The sequence below is a fragment of the Myroides odoratimimus genome (genome assembly GCF_030326305.1).
GTDB lineage: Bacteria > Bacteroidota > Bacteroidia > Flavobacteriales > Flavobacteriaceae > Flavobacterium > Flavobacterium odoratimimum_A.
The window spans coordinates 98,329-115,332 of sequence record NZ_JACAKB010000010.1 but is presented as its reverse complement, the minus strand read 5'-3'; the positions used below and the strand labels follow the sequence as shown (position 1 = coordinate 115,332).

14 protein-coding genes are annotated in these 17,004 nt (G+C 32.5%); 4 read left to right on the top strand and 10 right to left on the bottom strand.

The window, feature by feature from the left end:
• Window positions 1-184: 184 nt before the first annotated feature.
• Window positions 185-727, bottom strand: coding sequence for a hypothetical protein (locus HX049_RS09595; RefSeq protein WP_286415594.1), 543 nt, complete (start codon window positions 725-727; stop codon window positions 185-187).
• Between the two features lie 49 nt (window positions 728-776).
• Window positions 777-1,772: an LLM class flavin-dependent oxidoreductase gene (locus tag HX049_RS09590; protein WP_286415593.1), complete on the bottom strand. Its 996-nt coding sequence runs from the start codon at window positions 1,770-1,772 to the stop codon at window positions 777-779.
• Window positions 1,773-1,949: 177 nt separating this feature from the next.
• On the opposite strand from HX049_RS09590, the gene HX049_RS09585 reads away from it, so the two are divergent.
• Both HX049_RS09585 and HX049_RS09580 read left to right on the top strand, forming a co-directional pair.
• On the top strand, window positions 1,950-2,291 hold the full coding sequence (locus tag HX049_RS09585) for a cupin domain-containing protein (protein ID WP_286415595.1): 342 nt from the start codon (window positions 1,950-1,952) through the stop codon (window positions 2,289-2,291).
• Between the two features lie 111 nt (window positions 2,292-2,402).
• A complete protein-coding gene (locus HX049_RS09580) occupies window positions 2,403-3,344 on the top strand; it encodes an MBL fold metallo-hydrolase (RefSeq protein ID WP_286415592.1) in 942 nt (313 codons plus the stop codon).
• A gap of 55 nt (window positions 3,345-3,399) precedes the next feature.
• Here the strand turns inward: HX049_RS09580 and brnQ are convergent, their stop codons facing one another.
• Window positions 3,400-4,725, bottom strand: coding sequence for a branched-chain amino acid transport system II carrier protein (gene brnQ / locus HX049_RS09575; protein WP_286415591.1), 1,326 nt, complete (start codon window positions 4,723-4,725; stop codon window positions 3,400-3,402).
• 263 nt (window positions 4,726-4,988) lie between these two features.
• Here brnQ and HX049_RS09570 point away from each other — a divergent pair, with 263 nt between their 5' ends.
• Window positions 4,989-5,516, top strand: a complete 528-nt coding sequence (locus HX049_RS09570; protein WP_286415590.1) for a GNAT family N-acetyltransferase — start codon at window positions 4,989-4,991, stop codon at window positions 5,514-5,516.
• Here HX049_RS09570 and HX049_RS09565 read toward each other — a convergent pair.
• Entirely contained in the window at window positions 5,502-5,816 is a 315-nt protein-coding gene (locus HX049_RS09565; protein ID WP_286415589.1) for a winged helix-turn-helix transcriptional regulator, read from the bottom strand. The genes HX049_RS09570 and HX049_RS09565 overlap by 15 nt on opposite strands.
• Window positions 5,817-6,341: 525 nt before the next feature.
• Between HX049_RS09565 and HX049_RS09560 the strand changes: the two genes are divergently transcribed.
• Window positions 6,342-7,217 carry a helix-turn-helix domain-containing protein gene (locus tag HX049_RS09560; protein ID WP_286415588.1) on the top strand — a complete coding sequence of 292 codons (876 nt, stop codon included), beginning with the start codon at window positions 6,342-6,344 and terminating at the stop codon, window positions 7,215-7,217.
• Between the two features lie 224 nt (window positions 7,218-7,441).
• Here the strand turns inward: HX049_RS09560 and HX049_RS09555 are convergent, their stop codons facing one another.
• The 6 genes from HX049_RS09555 to HX049_RS09530 all read right to left on the bottom strand — a co-directional run bounded on the left by HX049_RS09555 (window position 7,442) and on the right by HX049_RS09530 (window position 16,761).
• Window positions 7,442-7,876 carry an FKBP-type peptidyl-prolyl cis-trans isomerase gene (locus tag HX049_RS09555; protein WP_286415587.1) on the bottom strand — a complete coding sequence of 145 codons (435 nt, stop codon included), beginning with the start codon at window positions 7,874-7,876 and terminating at the stop codon, window positions 7,442-7,444.
• Between the two features lie 201 nt (window positions 7,877-8,077).
• Window positions 8,078-9,823, bottom strand: coding sequence for a nuclease-related domain-containing DEAD/DEAH box helicase (locus HX049_RS09550; protein WP_286415585.1), 1,746 nt, complete (start codon window positions 9,821-9,823; stop codon window positions 8,078-8,080).
• A 243-nt stretch (window positions 9,824-10,066) separates the two neighbouring features.
• Window positions 10,067-11,212 (bottom strand): cytochrome-c peroxidase, encoded by a 1,146-nt coding sequence (locus HX049_RS09545; RefSeq protein WP_286415584.1) that lies wholly within the window; start codon window positions 11,210-11,212, stop codon window positions 10,067-10,069.
• 28 nt (window positions 11,213-11,240) lie between these two features.
• Window positions 11,241-12,770: a DUF6850 family outer membrane beta-barrel protein gene (locus tag HX049_RS09540; protein WP_286415583.1), complete on the bottom strand. Its 1,530-nt coding sequence runs from the start codon at window positions 12,768-12,770 to the stop codon at window positions 11,241-11,243.
• A gap of 12 nt (window positions 12,771-12,782) precedes the next feature.
• A complete protein-coding gene (locus HX049_RS09535) occupies window positions 12,783-14,015 on the bottom strand; it encodes a DUF4876 domain-containing protein (protein ID WP_286415582.1) in 1,233 nt (410 codons plus the stop codon).
• Window positions 14,016-14,019: 4 nt separating this feature from the next.
• Window positions 14,020-16,761 (bottom strand): TonB-dependent receptor plug domain-containing protein, encoded by a 2,742-nt coding sequence (locus tag HX049_RS09530; protein ID WP_286415581.1) that lies wholly within the window; start codon window positions 16,759-16,761, stop codon window positions 14,020-14,022.
• Window positions 16,762-17,004 lie beyond the last annotated feature (243 nt).

The following is a 17,004-nucleotide window of genomic DNA, read 5'->3' as shown; positions in this document are numbered from 1 at the left end:
TACAAGATTACTCTACCTGAGCACCTGTTTATTGAAGCAATCTTGAACAGATATTGTAGCACTCTTGAACAAGACTATTTAAAGTACAGCAACAAAAAAGCCCTAGACTGTATAAGCCAGGGCTGTAGATAATGTTTTTTTATAAATAAATCTCTTGTCTCGTGACAAGAGGTCAAACCTATATTTATTTCTTCTCTTTAAAGGATGCTAACATTGACTCCATCACATTCTCATATTTCTGCTTTTTTAGCATCGTAGTCCAAATCACTATTTGATAATACCTATCTTTTCCTTCGATACATGCTAACTTATAATGAACAAGTGTTCCATTTAAATCTCCATCATAACTAGTCAAATAAGCAGGTAGTCCATTCACGCTAGTCTGTTCTAACTCCGTATCTTGTTTTAAATTTAAACTAGATGCGATAGAAGAATTCGCTAATTCAGCATATACTTTAAAGTTAGGAGCTGGATTGCCATAAACTTCTTCTACAATTTCTTTAAACTCTACTTTATCATCTTCTACTATCACCACATAGAAATCATCCTTTTTATTTTCCATTTGAAGGATGGCATCTTTATTCAGGTTTTTGGCAAGAGAGAGTTCATTAGGAACCTCAATCGTTCCCAAGTCATCAATACTAACTTCTTTAAATGTTGTAGATTCACTACAAGAAATCAAAAAGAAAGTAAATAAGCTCATCATTATGACAATGCTTCTTATCATCGCTATTCTGTTATTTTTAATATTATTCAACTATAAAGAAACAAAAAAATTATTCATTTTTCATAATCTCTGAAAACAATTCAACACTTCTTAAGCGTTCCTCAACTCCATAGATCGGAGTAGTGATCATAATCTCTTCAACCTCGACCGTGTTAAAGAAGTCCGATAAATCACTTTTTACTTTTTCTTTGTCTCCTATAAAAGAGAAGAATGTTTTTTGCTTTACAATGAACTCTTCATAGTCCGTCCAATTGCCTTCCATAGATTCACAAGGTCTCTGAAGAGGTTTTCTGTCATTTCTGATGATTCCTAGAAACATTTTGTAAAATGATGTAGCTAGTTGTTCAGCCTCTCCATTTGTATCTGCAACTATTGCATTCACACAAGGCATAAAATAAGGCTTGTCTAATTGTGCAGATGGTACAAAATTCTTTCTATAAATATTAGCCGCTTGGAGTAAATGATCTGGTGCAAAATGACTAGCGAATGCATAGGGCAATCCCAATTCTGCTGCTAAATAGGCACTATCTGTACTAGAACCTAATATCCACATCGGTATATCACAACCTTCTCCTGGAAATGCTCTTACCTTAGCTCCTTCATTCACTTTAAAAAAGCGCTTTAATTCCTCTATTTGTTGAGGAAAAAAGTTAGCGGCATGCACATCATTACGCCTTAAAGCAAGAGCTGTAGCCTGATCTGTACCAGGTGCTCTACCTAATCCAAGATCAATTCTACCAGGATATAAAGCCTCTAAAGTTCCGAACTGCTCAGCTATAACTAAAGAAGGATGGTTTGGCAACATCACTCCACCAGATCCTACTCTCAATGTAGATGTTCCGCCTGCCAAATATCCTATTAAAACAGATGTAGCAGAAGATGCTATATGCGGCATATTATGATGTTCTGCTAACCATAGCCTATTAAAACCTACTTTTTCAATATGTTGTGCTACTTTTAAAACATTCTGTAAGGTCTCTGTTGTTGTTGTCCCTTCTCCTATAATCGCAAGATCTAAGAATGAGTATGGTATATTATGATTCATATAGATATTCAATTAAAATGATATGACACAAGATAACATTAATAAATAGAATGCAATTCGCTGTTATAAAAAATTAACAACCTAGTATACCTTAACTTATTAATAAACTTATAAACAGTAATTTATCTCAATAAAAATCAGTAAATTTATAGAACAATTTATTACTTCAATAATATGATACATATAGAAAACCTCTTAGAACAGATAGAATACGGTGAGAAAAAACCTGCTATCAAAATACTTGTGGACAACGACTTTTCTAAAGAAATCAGAATTGTGTTCAAAAAAGGACAAGAAATGAAAGAGCATAAAACTTCTTTTCCTATAGTAGTAGAAATCGTAAAAGGAGCTATCACTTTTGGCGTAGAAGGAAAGCCTTACGATCTAAAAGAAGGTCACTTAATCGCATTAGACCCAGGTATCCCACATGATCTGACTGCGTTAGAAGATAGTATAGTACGTTTAACCTTACATAAGTCTGATCAGGTCACTAGAGTAATGAATGTCATCAAGGACTAAATATAATCATGATATACATCTATGTAACTTCACATATAAGCTAAAATATATTATCACCTGAATAACATAGAATCCTTATAAGTACAGTAAATTTGCATAAATCAGAAAAAAATGAAAAAAATCATAACTAGCATACTGTTACTGTCAAGCGCACTCTGTCTATCGCAAAATTTAGAAATCATCCCTCTAGGGGTATATGGTGGAGGAGACGAAAGCAATTTGTCTTCTTATCTTATAGGTGTAGAAAACACAAATAGCTATCTCTCTTTAGATGCTGGTACTATACATAGTGGTATCAATAAAGCAATTGAAGCAAAAACATTTTCAGTAGATAATGGTACAGTACTACGTGATTATATCAAAGGGTATTTTATATCGCATGGCCATTTAGACCATTTATCAGGGTTAATCATAAACTCTCCTGAGGACTCGTCTAAGCCTATCTATGGATTACCCTTCGTCATTGATATATTCAAGAATAATTACTTCACAAATGCATCATGGGCAAACTTCGGGAATGAAGGAGAAAAACCTATTCTAGGCAAATATAAATATACAAGAGTAAAACCGTCCCAGTCCTTTAATATAGAGAATACAACTTTATCTGCAGAAGTTTTTGAATTGAGTCATGTCAACCCGCAATTGAGTTCAGCGATATTAATTAAAAACAATGATGAATATGTACTCTACTTCGGAGATACCGGAGCGGATAGAGTAGAAAAGACTACTAAGCTTAATTATATATGGGAATACATTGCACCACTTATTATTAATAAAAATCTTAAGACAATATTAATCGAAGTGTCTTTCCCGAATAGTCAACCAGAAGATAAATTATTCGGTCACTTAACTCCGAAGCTACTAAATGAAGAATTGGGTAATCTAGCAAATCATGTAGGTAAAGAAAACTTAAAAGATTTGAATATTATCATTACCCATCTAAAACCTAGCGGAACAGCTATAAATACTATTAAACAAGAATTAGCTAATCAAAACGAATTTAAAGTTAACTATATCTTTCCTGTACAAGGACAAAAAATTAATTTAAATTAAACAAAAGAAGCCGTCTAATCAGACGGCTTCTTTTTTATATTCTATACTTCACTTGTTAATTTGACTTTTGTTTAAAGAACATCTTATCAACAACAAATACTAAAACGAATGCTGCTAAAGATGGTAATAGCCAAGGTACGTCATAACTACTCAAAGGCAATGACTTTATAAATTCTTCTGATGACTTTGAATATTCTATAAAATCATATTTAAAAGCAATAAAAGAGCTAAATTGAATTAATGCAACAACTGTAGTGGTTAAGATTGCTCCTACAAAAGGAGCCTTTCTAGTTACAGATTTACCAAAAGCTACCATATAAATAATCAATGTCAATGTAATAGGATATATAATTCCTAAAAATGGCGCTGCATAATCGATAATACTATCTACTCCCTTCACTGCTAATATGGCAGAAGATATACAAGTAACGACTACTACAAGTTGATAACTAAGTTTTCCTTTTGTTAATTGACTAAAGAATGTACCTGTGGCACATACTAGCGCAATCGCTGTAGTTAAACAAGCTAATGCTATACATAGTGATAATGCTAAAGTTCCCTGACTACCTAATAATCCGTTCGAAATATGTAATAGCAACTCTGTTCTCTTTAAATCATCTGTAATAGGATAACCCGCAGTTGCCCCTAAATAGACTAATCCACCATATATAAATAATAAACAAGAGATAGCGACAGCACCAGACATATAAGTAACCTTTGTTTTCTCTTTTAAACTTACATATCCAGCTGCTTTTACAGCAGAAATAATGATACCAGCATAAATAACTGATGCTAATACATCCATCGTCTGATATCCCTCAGCAAATCCTAATCTAAAAGGATCTGGATAAGATACATTTACTAATTTGGAAGTATCTAACGGGTTCACAATACCAATAACTACCATGGTCACTAAAAGAACTAATAATAGAGGTGTCAGATACTTACCTATAATATTCACTACCTTAGAAGGCGATATAGACAGTAATAATGTAATACCGAAGAATATAACAGAAGACCATACAGCACTAAATTCAGGAAAGACAGACAATACCCCTATCTCAAAAGTAGTTGCAGCTGTACGAGGAATAGCAACTAATGGTCCTATACTAAGAATAATAGCTGTGGCTAATACCCATCCTAATGTACTATTGATACGTTTACCTAAATCTGTAAATTCGTCTCCAGAAATCAATACAGCTACTATTCCTAGAAAGGGTGCTAATATAGCTGTGATAGAAAAGCCTGTAACAGCAGAAGTCCAAGAACCTTCTGTAAACAATCCGATAATAGGAGGCAAAATTATATTTCCAGCACCAAAAAACATGGCAAACAATGCAAAACCAATTGTTACTGCATCAAAGATGGATTTTTTACTCATTCATTATATTTTAGGTAGTTAACATTTGTTTTATTCTATAGTAGATCCGCAAAATTTCTTAAAATTTGTATCTAAAAATAACATTTAAGATCTTTACTTTCACTTAAGAGGTGCACAATATATAAAATAATAATCGGCTTAGATATATACATACCAATATTTTACATCATATTTTTTTAGATTCAATGATAATTTAACATCATCTAGAATATGTTAAAATAATTAACCCCAATACCCAAATTAGAAACAAAAAAAACTAAAAAATGATTCTTTTTACTACCAAAAACTTAAAAATAGAAACAATTCAATTAACAGAAGATCTAGATGAGCTATTAAAGATTCATAATTGTCCTGAGACGATGAAATGGATCCCTTCTAACACAAACAACTGGAAATCTGATACTTTAATAGATAAATATGCCAAAAACAACTTACTGTACACAGAAAATTTAGGTATCTATAAAATTTCGTTAGACTATAATTCTCAGACTAACATAATAGGAGAAGTACTATTTTTTAAATATGAAGAAAAAGAAGAAAAAATAGAAATAGGGTACATTCTGTATAAAGATTATTGGAAAAAAGGTTATGGGTCAGAATTACTACAAGGCCTAGAGCTCTTTATACAACACAAACATCCTTCCAAAATACTTATAGCACAACTATATGAATGTAACATAGCCTCACGTAGACTATTAGAAAAAATGGGATATACATTATACGATAGGCAAGTATTAAAAAACAACACCTATAAATTAATCTACCAAAAAGAAACCTTACGTAACCTGTAATGCATTATATAAATTATCCAATACAGGAATAACGAGTTTAGCTCTCTCAGTGAGTGAGTACTCGATATGTAATGGTCTTTCTTTAATTACACTCTTAATTAAGAATCCATCTTCTTCTAGTTCTTTTAAGGCTACAGACACTGATTGCTTATTAGCACCTTCTAATAAGCGCATATAGTCTCTAAACCTTTTAGGTTCCTCTTCCGTAATATGAATGATATGAACTTTCCATTTACCCCCGAGAGTCTTTAGTAATTCTTCTGCTGGGCACTTAGTAGTTCTCTCATCGCTTTTAGCCATAATCCATATTTATTTGCTTACAAAGCTACACAAATCCCTTTATAATGAAAAAACTAGTGCAATTGATATTCAAATAAATAAACTGAGCATTGAAACATAGCATCATTTCATTACAAATTCTCATTTCAAACCAATCAAATTACAAAAAACTCTCATTTTTTACTTTAAATTTTTATGATATAAATTACAAAATAATATGTTTCAAATATTAAATTATAATCAATCCTATGTAATAAATCCTAAAAATAAAATACGCAAATAAGCAAATCAAATGAATAAAAATCAATTTTAAAACACAATAAATATAATAATCAATTCATTTTAAGTAAAAAAGACAATAAAAAACACTTTTTACACAACATTGATATATTTCATATTCTTAATTTTACAATAACAAAACATCAACAAATTATTAACATAAAATTCAAGTATGATTAGCCTTTTAAAAAACACAACTTAGTATAAACACAATACACAAAGCTCATATTCCCCTACCGAGTTTGCGTATTAAAAATCACCTACATTATGACAAGCACAGCATCAAAAATCGTTATTCCCTCTAAAATAGTGGAGTTCAAGAATCCAGCTAAAGATGATTTCATCATTTTTAAACAAGGGGATCAAACAAAGAAAATCTCTCCTTACAACAAAAGGAGTTATTACAAGCTTTCTTATCTTAAATCAAAGAGTAAATTCTTTGATGGAACAAAGGTAATCGAGTTAGAAGGACCATCATTATTCTTCTCTAACCCAGTATCGCACTATACATTCGAGCCTGTATCTGAGAAACCAGAAGGATATTACTGTTTATTTAATAGTAGTTTCTTAGGGTATAAAAGTCATTTATTAAAAAGTATTCTCGCTCACTTACACGAGAATCCTATTTACCTTTTGACACCACAACAAGATGAGTTTATCTCTTACGTATTTAAAAGAATTGAAGAAGAAAGCAATCAGAAGTATGCGCAGAAATATGAATTAATGCGTAATTACATTGAGATCATAATACATCAGAGTAATAAACTAAATGCTACTTATACAGTAGACCAAGGTGTAAATGCTCCACAGAGGTTATGCTCAAAATTCTTAGAATTGTTAGAAAAACAATTTCCTATTGAAAAAACAAATACAGTAATCAAATTGAAAACACCTAATGACTTTGCAAAAGTGCTTAATGTGCATGTAAATCATCTCAATCATACTTTAAAGAAGACAATAGGAAAGTGTACTGGTGATTGTATTCAAGAAAGGATATTAATAGAGTCACAAAAATTATTAAAATCTAAACCATGGAGTGTAGCTGAGATAGGTTATTGTTTAGGATTTGAATACCCAACGTACTTTTCTAGCTTTTTTAAGAAATATACATTACTCACTCCTAATCAATATCGAAAAAATTAAATAATCATACAAAGATGTTTGAATTGTTTTATAATCAATCAAATAACTCATACTAACTTTGTACAAGAACATAAAAAACAACTTTACTAAAAAGTTACAATTGCAGATATCTGCAAAAACACATTGCTCATCTTCAAGCTAAAAAAATGAAGAATAGTAGCCCTAAATCTTTTTTATTGTTAAAAAGCCACCTTTTTTAAGGGTGGCTTTTGATTTATTTACTATTAAAGTTTATTTAATAATTCTACTTCAAATATAAGAGTACTATATGGACCTATCTCTTTACTAATATGTTGGTCACGATAAGCGCATTCTGGAGGTGTAACCATTCTAAATTTAGTTCCTATTGGTAATAGTGGGACAACCTGCTGATAAGCTAAAATTAGTTTATTCAAATCGAAAGAAGCAGGCTTCCCTCTATTAATAGAACTATCAAAAACTTCTCCATTTATATTAGTACCATGATAATGACACACTATACGATCAGAAAGGTCAACTTTATCACCTTTACCTAATACTATAATCTCATAAGCTACACCTGAAGGTAATAAGATCACTCCATCCTTATTCACATATTCTTGTAAATATTTAGTCCCCTCTTCTCTATTCTTTTTTTCTAACTGTTCTTTTCTTTTCCTTAATAATTCTGCTACACTCATAAATATTTCTCTATTCTAAACCTAAACTAGCAATAATACAATACACAATGAATTCTAATTTCATGCATTTATAATCGTAACAAAACTATGCTATAGCACACTGAAGCCATTAATTCAAAGTTATTTTACATGATTACTACTTGTTTATACATCTATTTCATATTCTGGGTTAAATTTAATTACAAAAATAATAGATATTTACTAGCCCTCATGTTCTTTATAAGTATGTAGTTGCCAAATACTAAGATTATCCATAGCACGTGTACATCCCACATACCATTCATAAGGAGTTAGTTTATTAGGCTTATCTACTAAAAGAATAACATTCTTACGTTCTAATCCTTTAAACTTAACGGCTGTAGTATACTGGAGTTTCTTAGGTTTTAATGTTAGATTATCTACTGTAAGCTCTTCCATCCCCAATTCTAGAATTAAATCAGCTACGTTATTCCTTCTCTGCCATACTTTACTTTGTACTAATACAATTACATCCTCAGCATTTAATGAAGAACTAGAATCATTGATACTATGTATTACTTCTTCCATTGCCTCTTTAATAGTCACTTGATCGTGAAATGAACGCAATTCGATTTCGTCATATTCTTGCTGATGAACACTAATCTCATCCCAATCTTCTGGATGTGTCTGAATATGTTCTGCTATCAGACGAATCTGAGATTTCTGAGCACTACGTCTCACTTTATGCAACTTAAAATGCGTAAAATATTCTTTTAAGAAATAAGCATAATCTGATACATCACGTCCAAAAAGAGAGAAACTTTGATCTAAATCATAAAGAAGCATAATATTTCCTTGTTTCATTCCATTGTGATTACCACATAACTTATGCATCATTAAATGGAGATTACGATCAAACAAATCTTGTGCTTCGTCTACAATCATATAATCATAGTTAGGCAGTTGGTCAATCTCTTCTAAATGACTAATTGTCTTTCTAATATAATCTGCAAATTTCTCTGGCTCAATGTATAATAGGTCACGCTCAGTAACATCTGGTAAATACTTCATCACAAACTGTGTGAATGTAATACAATCTATACGAACATTACTCGCCTTAAATCTCTGTTCGTTATAAGCACATAAGAGTGAGTTCCAACACAGATATATCCCTTGTCTTCCTACCTGCATCTCACTATAAGCCATCGCCATAGTAGTCTTACCTGTACCTGGTGCCCCCTCTATCATTAGACGTGGGTTTTCAGCTAGAGAGTACAGTATCTCTAAATTTCGTTCTTTCAACCATTCTAAAGAATCTCTAGATTGGAATACATTAGTGTCTTGAATCATTGGACTAAATGTGTTCACAATATTATCCAATTCTGCTTTCGATAAATGATTAAATCTAATAGGATGTGTATTCTCTAATTTTTGCCTAGAATAATCATATATATGTAATAGAAATTTCTCAATATTCTTATATCTATTGCGTCGAGTATAGTCACTAAATATAAGATTCTTATCATAAATAGTATTCTCTATGGCAATTTTAGTAGTTGGAAAAGCTACTGCTTCACAGAATAATACATGCTTAAAGCTAGGGAACACTTTATTCATCAAAGTGTATTTATAGCCTTTTACCTGTTCAAAAGGATTTTGGTTTAACCACTTTTTACGCTTACCATCCTTAAAACAGAAACGTCCTTGGTCAACAAAAATATTTCCCCCTTTAACTTCTAGCGCTATAATTCCAAATTTAGAAACAATGATAAAGTCAAGCTCAGCATCCGCTTTAGCCCTTTTTATCTTAGAGTTATCATGAAAAGGAAGTTTCATACTATACCATACATACCAATCATGAGGGCTTTTAGACAGAGATTCTACAATATCTCCATATATTAAAAACTCTCCATAAGGAACCTTGTTCCCATTTATAAAAAGTTGCTCGAGCTCATCTAGAGGGTACTCCGGATAAATCTTTAAAGCCATGACTCTACATTTTTTTGATGAACATCTAAATTACGCCTTTTACCTCAACTCTACTCTATATTCTACAATTAAAAAAGGATAAACTAAAAATAGCTTATCCTTCAATAACATTTACATTTAAATTATGAAAAACTCCCTCTTCATCTTCATTATTCTACTGCAAAAATAAACCTAGAAAATGTCATAAGGTATCAGTCAAAAAACAAACGCCTATTTAGAAATAAATAGGCGTTTATAAATATATTATTCTGTAGGAAACTCAGGTCTTCTCATCTTAAATCTACTTCCTGATAGAGATTCTAAGAAAGCTACAATAGCTTTCGTTTCTTCTTTAGTTAATTCTAATGGTTTCATTAAAGAATCTGTCACAGGATATAACGGGTCTTTAGCTTTTTGTTCAGCAGTAGGATCTATCATGTGCATTCCACTATTATACATATTAACGATACCTTCTAGATCGTCAAATAGTCCATTATGCATCCAAGGCCTAGTGTTTAAAAGATCTCTTAAACCAGGAGTTTTAAACTTTCCTACATCGTTAGGATCTTTGGTTACTTCATATCTACCTAGGTCTTCAAACTTACGTTTATAATATGTCAATCCAATATTGTGAAAAGATTCATCTGTCAAGTACTGCCCATGATGACAATTCATACACCTACCTTTCGTTCTAAACAAATGCATACCGTAAATCTCTTGATCATTTAGCGCTTTATACTTTCCATCTATAAAAGCATCAAACCTACTTGGCTGACTCTTAATTGTTTTTTGAAACGTAGCTATTGCACCTACAATACGATCGTAGGTAATTTTCTCATCACCGAAAGCGTCAATAAAATAAGGTTTATATCCTTGCACTTTACTCAATTTGGCAGGTAAATCTATTACATCCATTGCCATTTCGTTATGAGCAGATAATGGTCCATTAGCCTGTTCTTCTAAACTATTAGCTCTACCGTCCCAAAAGTAAGAAGTACGCTCGGCAGTATTATATAATGAAGGAGTATTACGTGCTCCTTTTAAGTGATCATGACCTAAGCCGACCATACGCCTATCTGTCCATCCTAACTCAGGATCATGACAAGAACTACACGATATCTGATTAGACTTAGAAAGCTTAGGATCAAAGAATAACATACGTCCTAAAATTACTTCAGGTTTCGCTTGTTCTGTAAAATAATCGTTATCACGTTTAATGCTTGCCATTTCACTCCATTCCACTCCTTCATCTATAGTAGGTGCAGGCCATTGTGAGATAGGTTGTTTATAGCTTTCTATTATTTTTTGATACTCAGGATTGTCGCTTCCTAAGAATCCTACAAACTTTGGGCTAAAACTAAATAAGCCAAAAGCTAAGAGTCCTGATAATAAAATAACTACCTTTTTCATTGTTTATTTGTTGTTAGTTAATAACTACTTAGAAAGTAACTCCTAAAGAAATTCCTATATAGTTATTTGTTTTGTTTATATTATACTTTGTCTGTTCATATTGAATCTGAGCAAACATGGCTGGTATATTATCAATCTTCACATCATATCTAGCTGTAATACCATAAGTCTGATAATTAGCAGTCTGAATCGCTAAATCATGTTGTACCCATTCAGTCATCGCTGGACTCTTATAAGATGCTATTAGATTGACAGTATCTTCTTTAAGATTACGCACTCTAAAATAAGGACTTACTGTTATGATATTAGATTGATTAAGTTGTCGCATATAATCAACTTCTAATCCATAATGTAAATATGTAAATCGCTGTCTAGCCTGAGTATCTCTTCTTTTTTCTTCTGTCTGTTCTACTGTGAAAGAAGGTGAAACTACTACTCTACTTACATCTGTACTATATTGATAAAATAACGATGTATACACATCACTTCTTATGAACTTATACAGATCTTGCTCTCCTATCTTTCTCTCTAACTTTTCTGTTTTAGAATAAAAAGATTCTATTCCTCTTGATTCACTTAGTAAGTAATTAACTTTTGCTCCTAAACGATGTTCATCTAGATCAATATATTTAATTCCTCCTAGTGTATATTTTTTAGTCTTAAGTACAGACATTTCTTTTGAAGGACTACTACCAAAGTTCTTCTCGATATCAAACTGCCCATATGAACCTTGTATCAAAAAGTCTTTACCTTTATTCTTAGCTATAGTCCCTCCTACTTCATATCCTGTTCCTTCATAGATCATCTTCATATCTACAGCAGAACTAAAGTAATAATTATAAGCTCCTAAACCTGTCAGATGGTAGGCTATGGGTTTTCCTAATAGGCTAACAAACTTAATTGTACTATTCTGAGTATATTTATTCCAATTTGCATATACACCTAATTCGTAGTCTTTATAACCATTATAGTTTACTCCAATGCGCAAATTTAAATCTGAAGAGGTATTCTTAGGTCTTGGATCTACTTCTCTATAACCGCTTTTGGCCTGATAACTAACTTCTCCTCCTACTGTCCACTTATCGAATTGTCTAGCCATCCCTCCTGCAAACTGATAAATCTCTTGTCTCATGGTACCACCTATAGAATCACCTAACACATAAGGCCCTAAGATATGTCTGTCCAGATTCTCATTCCATTTCATATTCTTTTGCTTCTGAGTAGCATAAGACGCACTTCCCCATAGAACAGCATTATTCTTTAAGCGTTGATAAGAAGAAGTGTTAACCTTAAAGGCATCTAAACCATCTCCATCTTGTAGCATGTAAGCATCCTTACGGTCTGATAGATAATTCAGACTTAACTCAGAAAAAGACAAAGGACTATACGATGTCATAAAAGCACGATTAGCAAAAAAGTCTTGTCCGAATACGATATTCATATCCCGTTGAGCTAGTCTACTCTCGTATAAATTAGCATCTGTTTTATCCTGAGCTTGAACCTCAGCACAAAACAATACACTAATTAATGCAACTATATTTATATATCTATTTCTCAATGTACTCCTATTTTATTTATGATGTATTCCGTCTTTTAGAGACATCTCTGACTGAGGAATAAAATCAACTGAAGAATTATTAGTATCCTTATACACATTACGACCTTGCTCATTAGGTCCTAAGACTTTTCTTCTGATAGTCTTTCCATAACGCGCTTTATCAGATTCTGATGTTGCGCAGTATGAGTACCCGCTATCTAAAGAAGGAGTAGTCACTAAACGTTCAAACTTATCAGGAATACTTCCATTAACAGCATCAATAACCCAAGCATTTGGCATTTTATATCTGCTGAACTTTTGTTCTTTCCCCGCAGCGGTCAAATAACTATAATCAAACTTATAATTGGCTAACCAAGTATCCGCACTCTCTCCTTCAGGAAAACGAGCTACAATATATCCTGTCTGTCCACGGTCATGCATCGCGAACATACTAAAGTTTAACTTCGTATAGATCATCATCACATTAGGTACATTAGGATTATCTGGTTGAGTATTCTTAGGATTTTCAGTAATCGGAAATTCAAAATCTGCATTAGATAAATCAGCCCCTGGTACATTGGCTAAGTTATGATTCTGAGCATTATCTGCTATTACAATAAAATCTCCTGGCTCTACCGGGTACTGTGTACCGCTACCTGGTAACATCATTACAGATTGTAAAACGAAAGCTTCGTTCAACACATCTGGTGTTTCTTTATTATCTCTAGTTGTCAAAAACTCAGATTGAGCAATTAATAATCCATCAGCATAGAGTACTCTATCCGTATTATTGACTAGTTTAAAGTATTTCCCTGTTTGGTATGCTTTTAATTCAGTAGTTTGTAATCCACTGAAGAATATTTCTTCAAAGATAAAGTCATCGTTAAGTTGTTTGACAAATAAGTCAATTGTCATATTTACTATCTGATCGGTCACGTCTAGCATTTCGCTTTTACTTCCTAATCCCACTTCTTCTTTATCTTCTAGTACACCTATCCCTTCTGCTGACATTCTATAAGATCCCACAGGTAGAGCTACAGAGAAATAAGGAGAGCCTACTGCCTTCTCCATTATTCGCAAACCAGTATTAACTTCAACAAACTCTACTTCTAATTCTTTTATTTCTTTAATGCCATCTACTTTAAATGCCATAGACACAGTCGAATTCTGATTACTCCCAAGCGCATTATCATCTGTCAAACACGAGCTCATTAATAAGCTCATTGTCATCATCAATCCGTATAAAAATATATGCTTTAATCTCATTATCTTAAATATTGAAGTTTATTTCCATTCCAAAGTAAGGTCCGCTATCATCTTTTCTATTTACATTCACTCCATTATATGTATATGAAGAATAGTGTGTGAATAATCGATTAACAAACATCGATGCCTTTACTGATTTATATATTCTCTTTGATATTTTAAAATTAGCATTAAATGTAAATGGTCTTCTCTCCTCCATACCATCTGTCTTAGAAACAGGTCTAACTAGATGTTGTAACAATGGATCATTTGCACTTTCTTCTGTAAAAGGATGAACTACATTGTCTATTCCCATGTATGCATAAGGAGCAGCAACTCTATTTAGGTTTAGGTTTCTTCTAAATACATCTCCTTGTAAAGAGGCAGATATATTCATATCTAAGCTAGGCAAATAAGTATCTACAACTACATTGTACACTAGAGATGATCTTCTATTCCCATTGTCATCTGCATAAATACCAGTGTATAAATACTGTTGTCCATTTACAGAGATACCAGGTCTCCAAAGAATAGAAGCACTATTAGAATACGTCGTTTTAAACCATGCTCCATTTAAAGTAATACGAGTATTAATTCCTTCAAAACGAGGTGAAGAATACCCAAACTCTATTCCTTCTTTTAATGTCGAGCTTCCATTTTCAGTATGTGTATACTGCATCATGTCCTGTCTGTATGAATATGGGGATTGATCTAAATCCGGCTTGCCTAACTCATCACTCCACACTATATCTTTAGACTCGTATCGCTTATACTCAAACCCCATAAACTGAGTCATATCTCTAAAGCCTGTTGTCATCTTCTCATCGAAGTAGGTGATATAAAACTTGTGTTTTTTATATTCTAAATCTAAACGAATCTCTTTCTTCGTATTCTTCGCCCCTATCAGACTGTGGTTAGCTAAAGGCATTCTGTAAGTATAGAACTGTGCGTATGCGTTATCTGTCTTAGGATCTAAGTAACTTACTTGTACCATATCGAAGTATCGATCTTGTGGATATAGTAATGCTAATGTAGGTTGTTTATACAGCTCTCCATATCCTACTGTAATATCCGTTTTTAGGTATTCCTGTCCTATTTTCAGTTTAGGAAGTCCCCATTGGAAGTTAACACGTGGTTCTGCAAATACCCTATCACTAATGCTAAACTCTTTTCCAACACCTAATAATTTAGACATTCTAACTCCTGCATATAATTGTAGATGATGTAGGCCTAAATCATATTCCATACGATCACCTACATAAGCAGCTAATATCTGAGAAGCTGGTACTTCGTTAAAAGGACGAGGACGTTTCATAGTACCTACAGAAGGAGGTAACAAAGGATCAAATAACTCTCCTCTACCGTTATTCTTTGAGTATCTAAAGTCTATCCCTACTTCTCCATGATGTTTAATCCCAAAAGTTGAAAAACCTAATTCTGACTGTAACTTTGTATTGATATTTAAAGGTCGTCCTTCTACCTTAGAATTTGCTATATAAGAAGTTGGTAAAAACACACCTTCATTCTCCCCTGTTTCATTTCCTACTGGAATAGCTATACGTCCATTCTGCTGTATAAAGATAGTCTCCTTAATATCTTCTATTCCTTGAGATACATAAGCATTCAAAGTTATATTCTTGAATAAAGTCTCTTTGCCAAAGTCAAGTTTTAGATTGTTACCTAATGAAAAGTACTGCTTTTTATTTTTATAACTATCTGTTCTATCATAACCTGTATCTGGGTCAAACTTATCGTTATCAACAGTACCACTATAATCAAAATTTGCTTTCCAACTTAGGTCATATCCTCCTACTAAAAATGTTCTATCTGATCTCAGTGATGATGATATTCTCTTATAGTTCTGAAGAACATCTGTAGGATCGTTTTTAGCATCTAAGAAATCTATACTCGCATTCAGCTTCCATCCTGTCTTTGTGTCTATTCCTTTGCCTACATAATAAAGTTTGCTAAAACCATCTACTTTAAAACGAGCTTGTAAAGGAGTATACCCTATTTTTCTATTTATCTTAATCAGACCTGAACTCAAATCCCCATAGGCAGCCGTAGGTATACCACGAATAACCTCAACACTTTCGATATCATTAGTTGCCAAACTACGCATATCTACTCCTATATGAGAAGTCTTAGCACCTCCTACAGATACCTGCATATCAGCATTTGTATTGATAATATTATCATCTACCATAAACTGTACCCCTAATGCACCTGTTGCATATTTCTCACCAGGATTATTTTCTCTTATTAAAGCAGCATTCGCTATCGTAAGTTTAGGATCCTTTGCTTGTCCTCCTGGTAATAACTCCATTAAATCAGCAAAGCTCGATGGTTGCAAATGTTCCATCGCTTGACGATTAATCACAGAAGTACTTGTAAGTCCTTTACTCTCCGTAGCAGTAATGACCATTTCTTCTAATATATTAGAAGTTGCTGTCAACGTAATAGGTAATGTCTGACTTTGAAGTAAATTAACTACAGTAGAAGAACTTCCATAACTAATATGAAATACCTCAACAGTATAAATATCAGCTTTCAAATCAAAAACAGCAATACCATGATCATCACTAACCTTTAACTGTGACTCTTTCGTTCCAGTTACATGAATACTAGCATTAGTAATATTTTTATTTTGAGCATCTTGCAATACGATCTTCAGTTGTAACTTAGAAGATTGTGCAAATACAGAAGAACAGCATAATACTGTGAAAGTAATAAGTAGAACTTGAATAACTTGATATAAGCGTGTCATTGAATAACTTAATTAATCGGATGCCAAAAGTAGTCAACAAAACCTATATCTTCCAAGTTATTTAGACTTGATTCAAATTAATTCTATATATCTATTTAAGAATGAATGTAAATAAGTTTAAATCTTTATTTTATACAATAATTAAACACTATCATCAAATAAAACATAATATCATATACAATTCATCAACACATTACAAGTTACTACTATATAAATAGTATACTTTATACTTCTAATAATGTA

Coding starts and splice junctions, on each gene's coding strand:
- HX049_RS09595 (WP_286415594.1), bottom strand. CDS start 727: ATGATAAGAAGCATTGTCATAATGATGAGCTTATTTACTTTCTTTTTG.
- HX049_RS09590 (WP_286415593.1), bottom strand. CDS start 1,772: ATGAATCATAATATACCATACTCATTCTTAGATCTTGCGATTATAGGA.
- HX049_RS09580 (WP_286415592.1), top strand. CDS start 2,403: ATGAAAAAAATCATAACTAGCATACTGTTACTGTCAAGCGCACTCTGT.
- brnQ (WP_286415591.1), bottom strand. CDS start 4,725: ATGAGTAAAAAATCCATCTTTGATGCAGTAACAATTGGTTTTGCATTG.
- HX049_RS09570 (WP_286415590.1), top strand. CDS start 4,989: ATGATTCTTTTTACTACCAAAAACTTAAAAATAGAAACAATTCAATTA.
- HX049_RS09565 (WP_286415589.1), bottom strand. CDS start 5,816: ATGGCTAAAAGCGATGAGAGAACTACTAAGTGCCCAGCAGAAGAATTA.
- HX049_RS09560 (WP_286415588.1), top strand. CDS start 6,342: ATGACAAGCACAGCATCAAAAATCGTTATTCCCTCTAAAATAGTGGAG.
- HX049_RS09555 (WP_286415587.1), bottom strand. CDS start 7,876: ATGAGTGTAGCAGAATTATTAAGGAAAAGAAAAGAACAGTTAGAAAAA.
- HX049_RS09550 (WP_286415585.1), bottom strand. CDS start 9,823: ATGGCTTTAAAGATTTATCCGGAGTACCCTCTAGATGAGCTCGAGCAA.
- HX049_RS09545 (WP_286415584.1), bottom strand. CDS start 11,212: ATGAAAAAGGTAGTTATTTTATTATCAGGACTCTTAGCTTTTGGCTTA.
- HX049_RS09535 (WP_286415582.1), bottom strand. CDS start 14,015: ATGAGATTAAAGCATATATTTTTATACGGATTGATGATGACAATGAGC.
- HX049_RS09530 (WP_286415581.1), bottom strand. CDS start 16,761: ATGACACGCTTATATCAAGTTATTCAAGTTCTACTTATTACTTTCACA.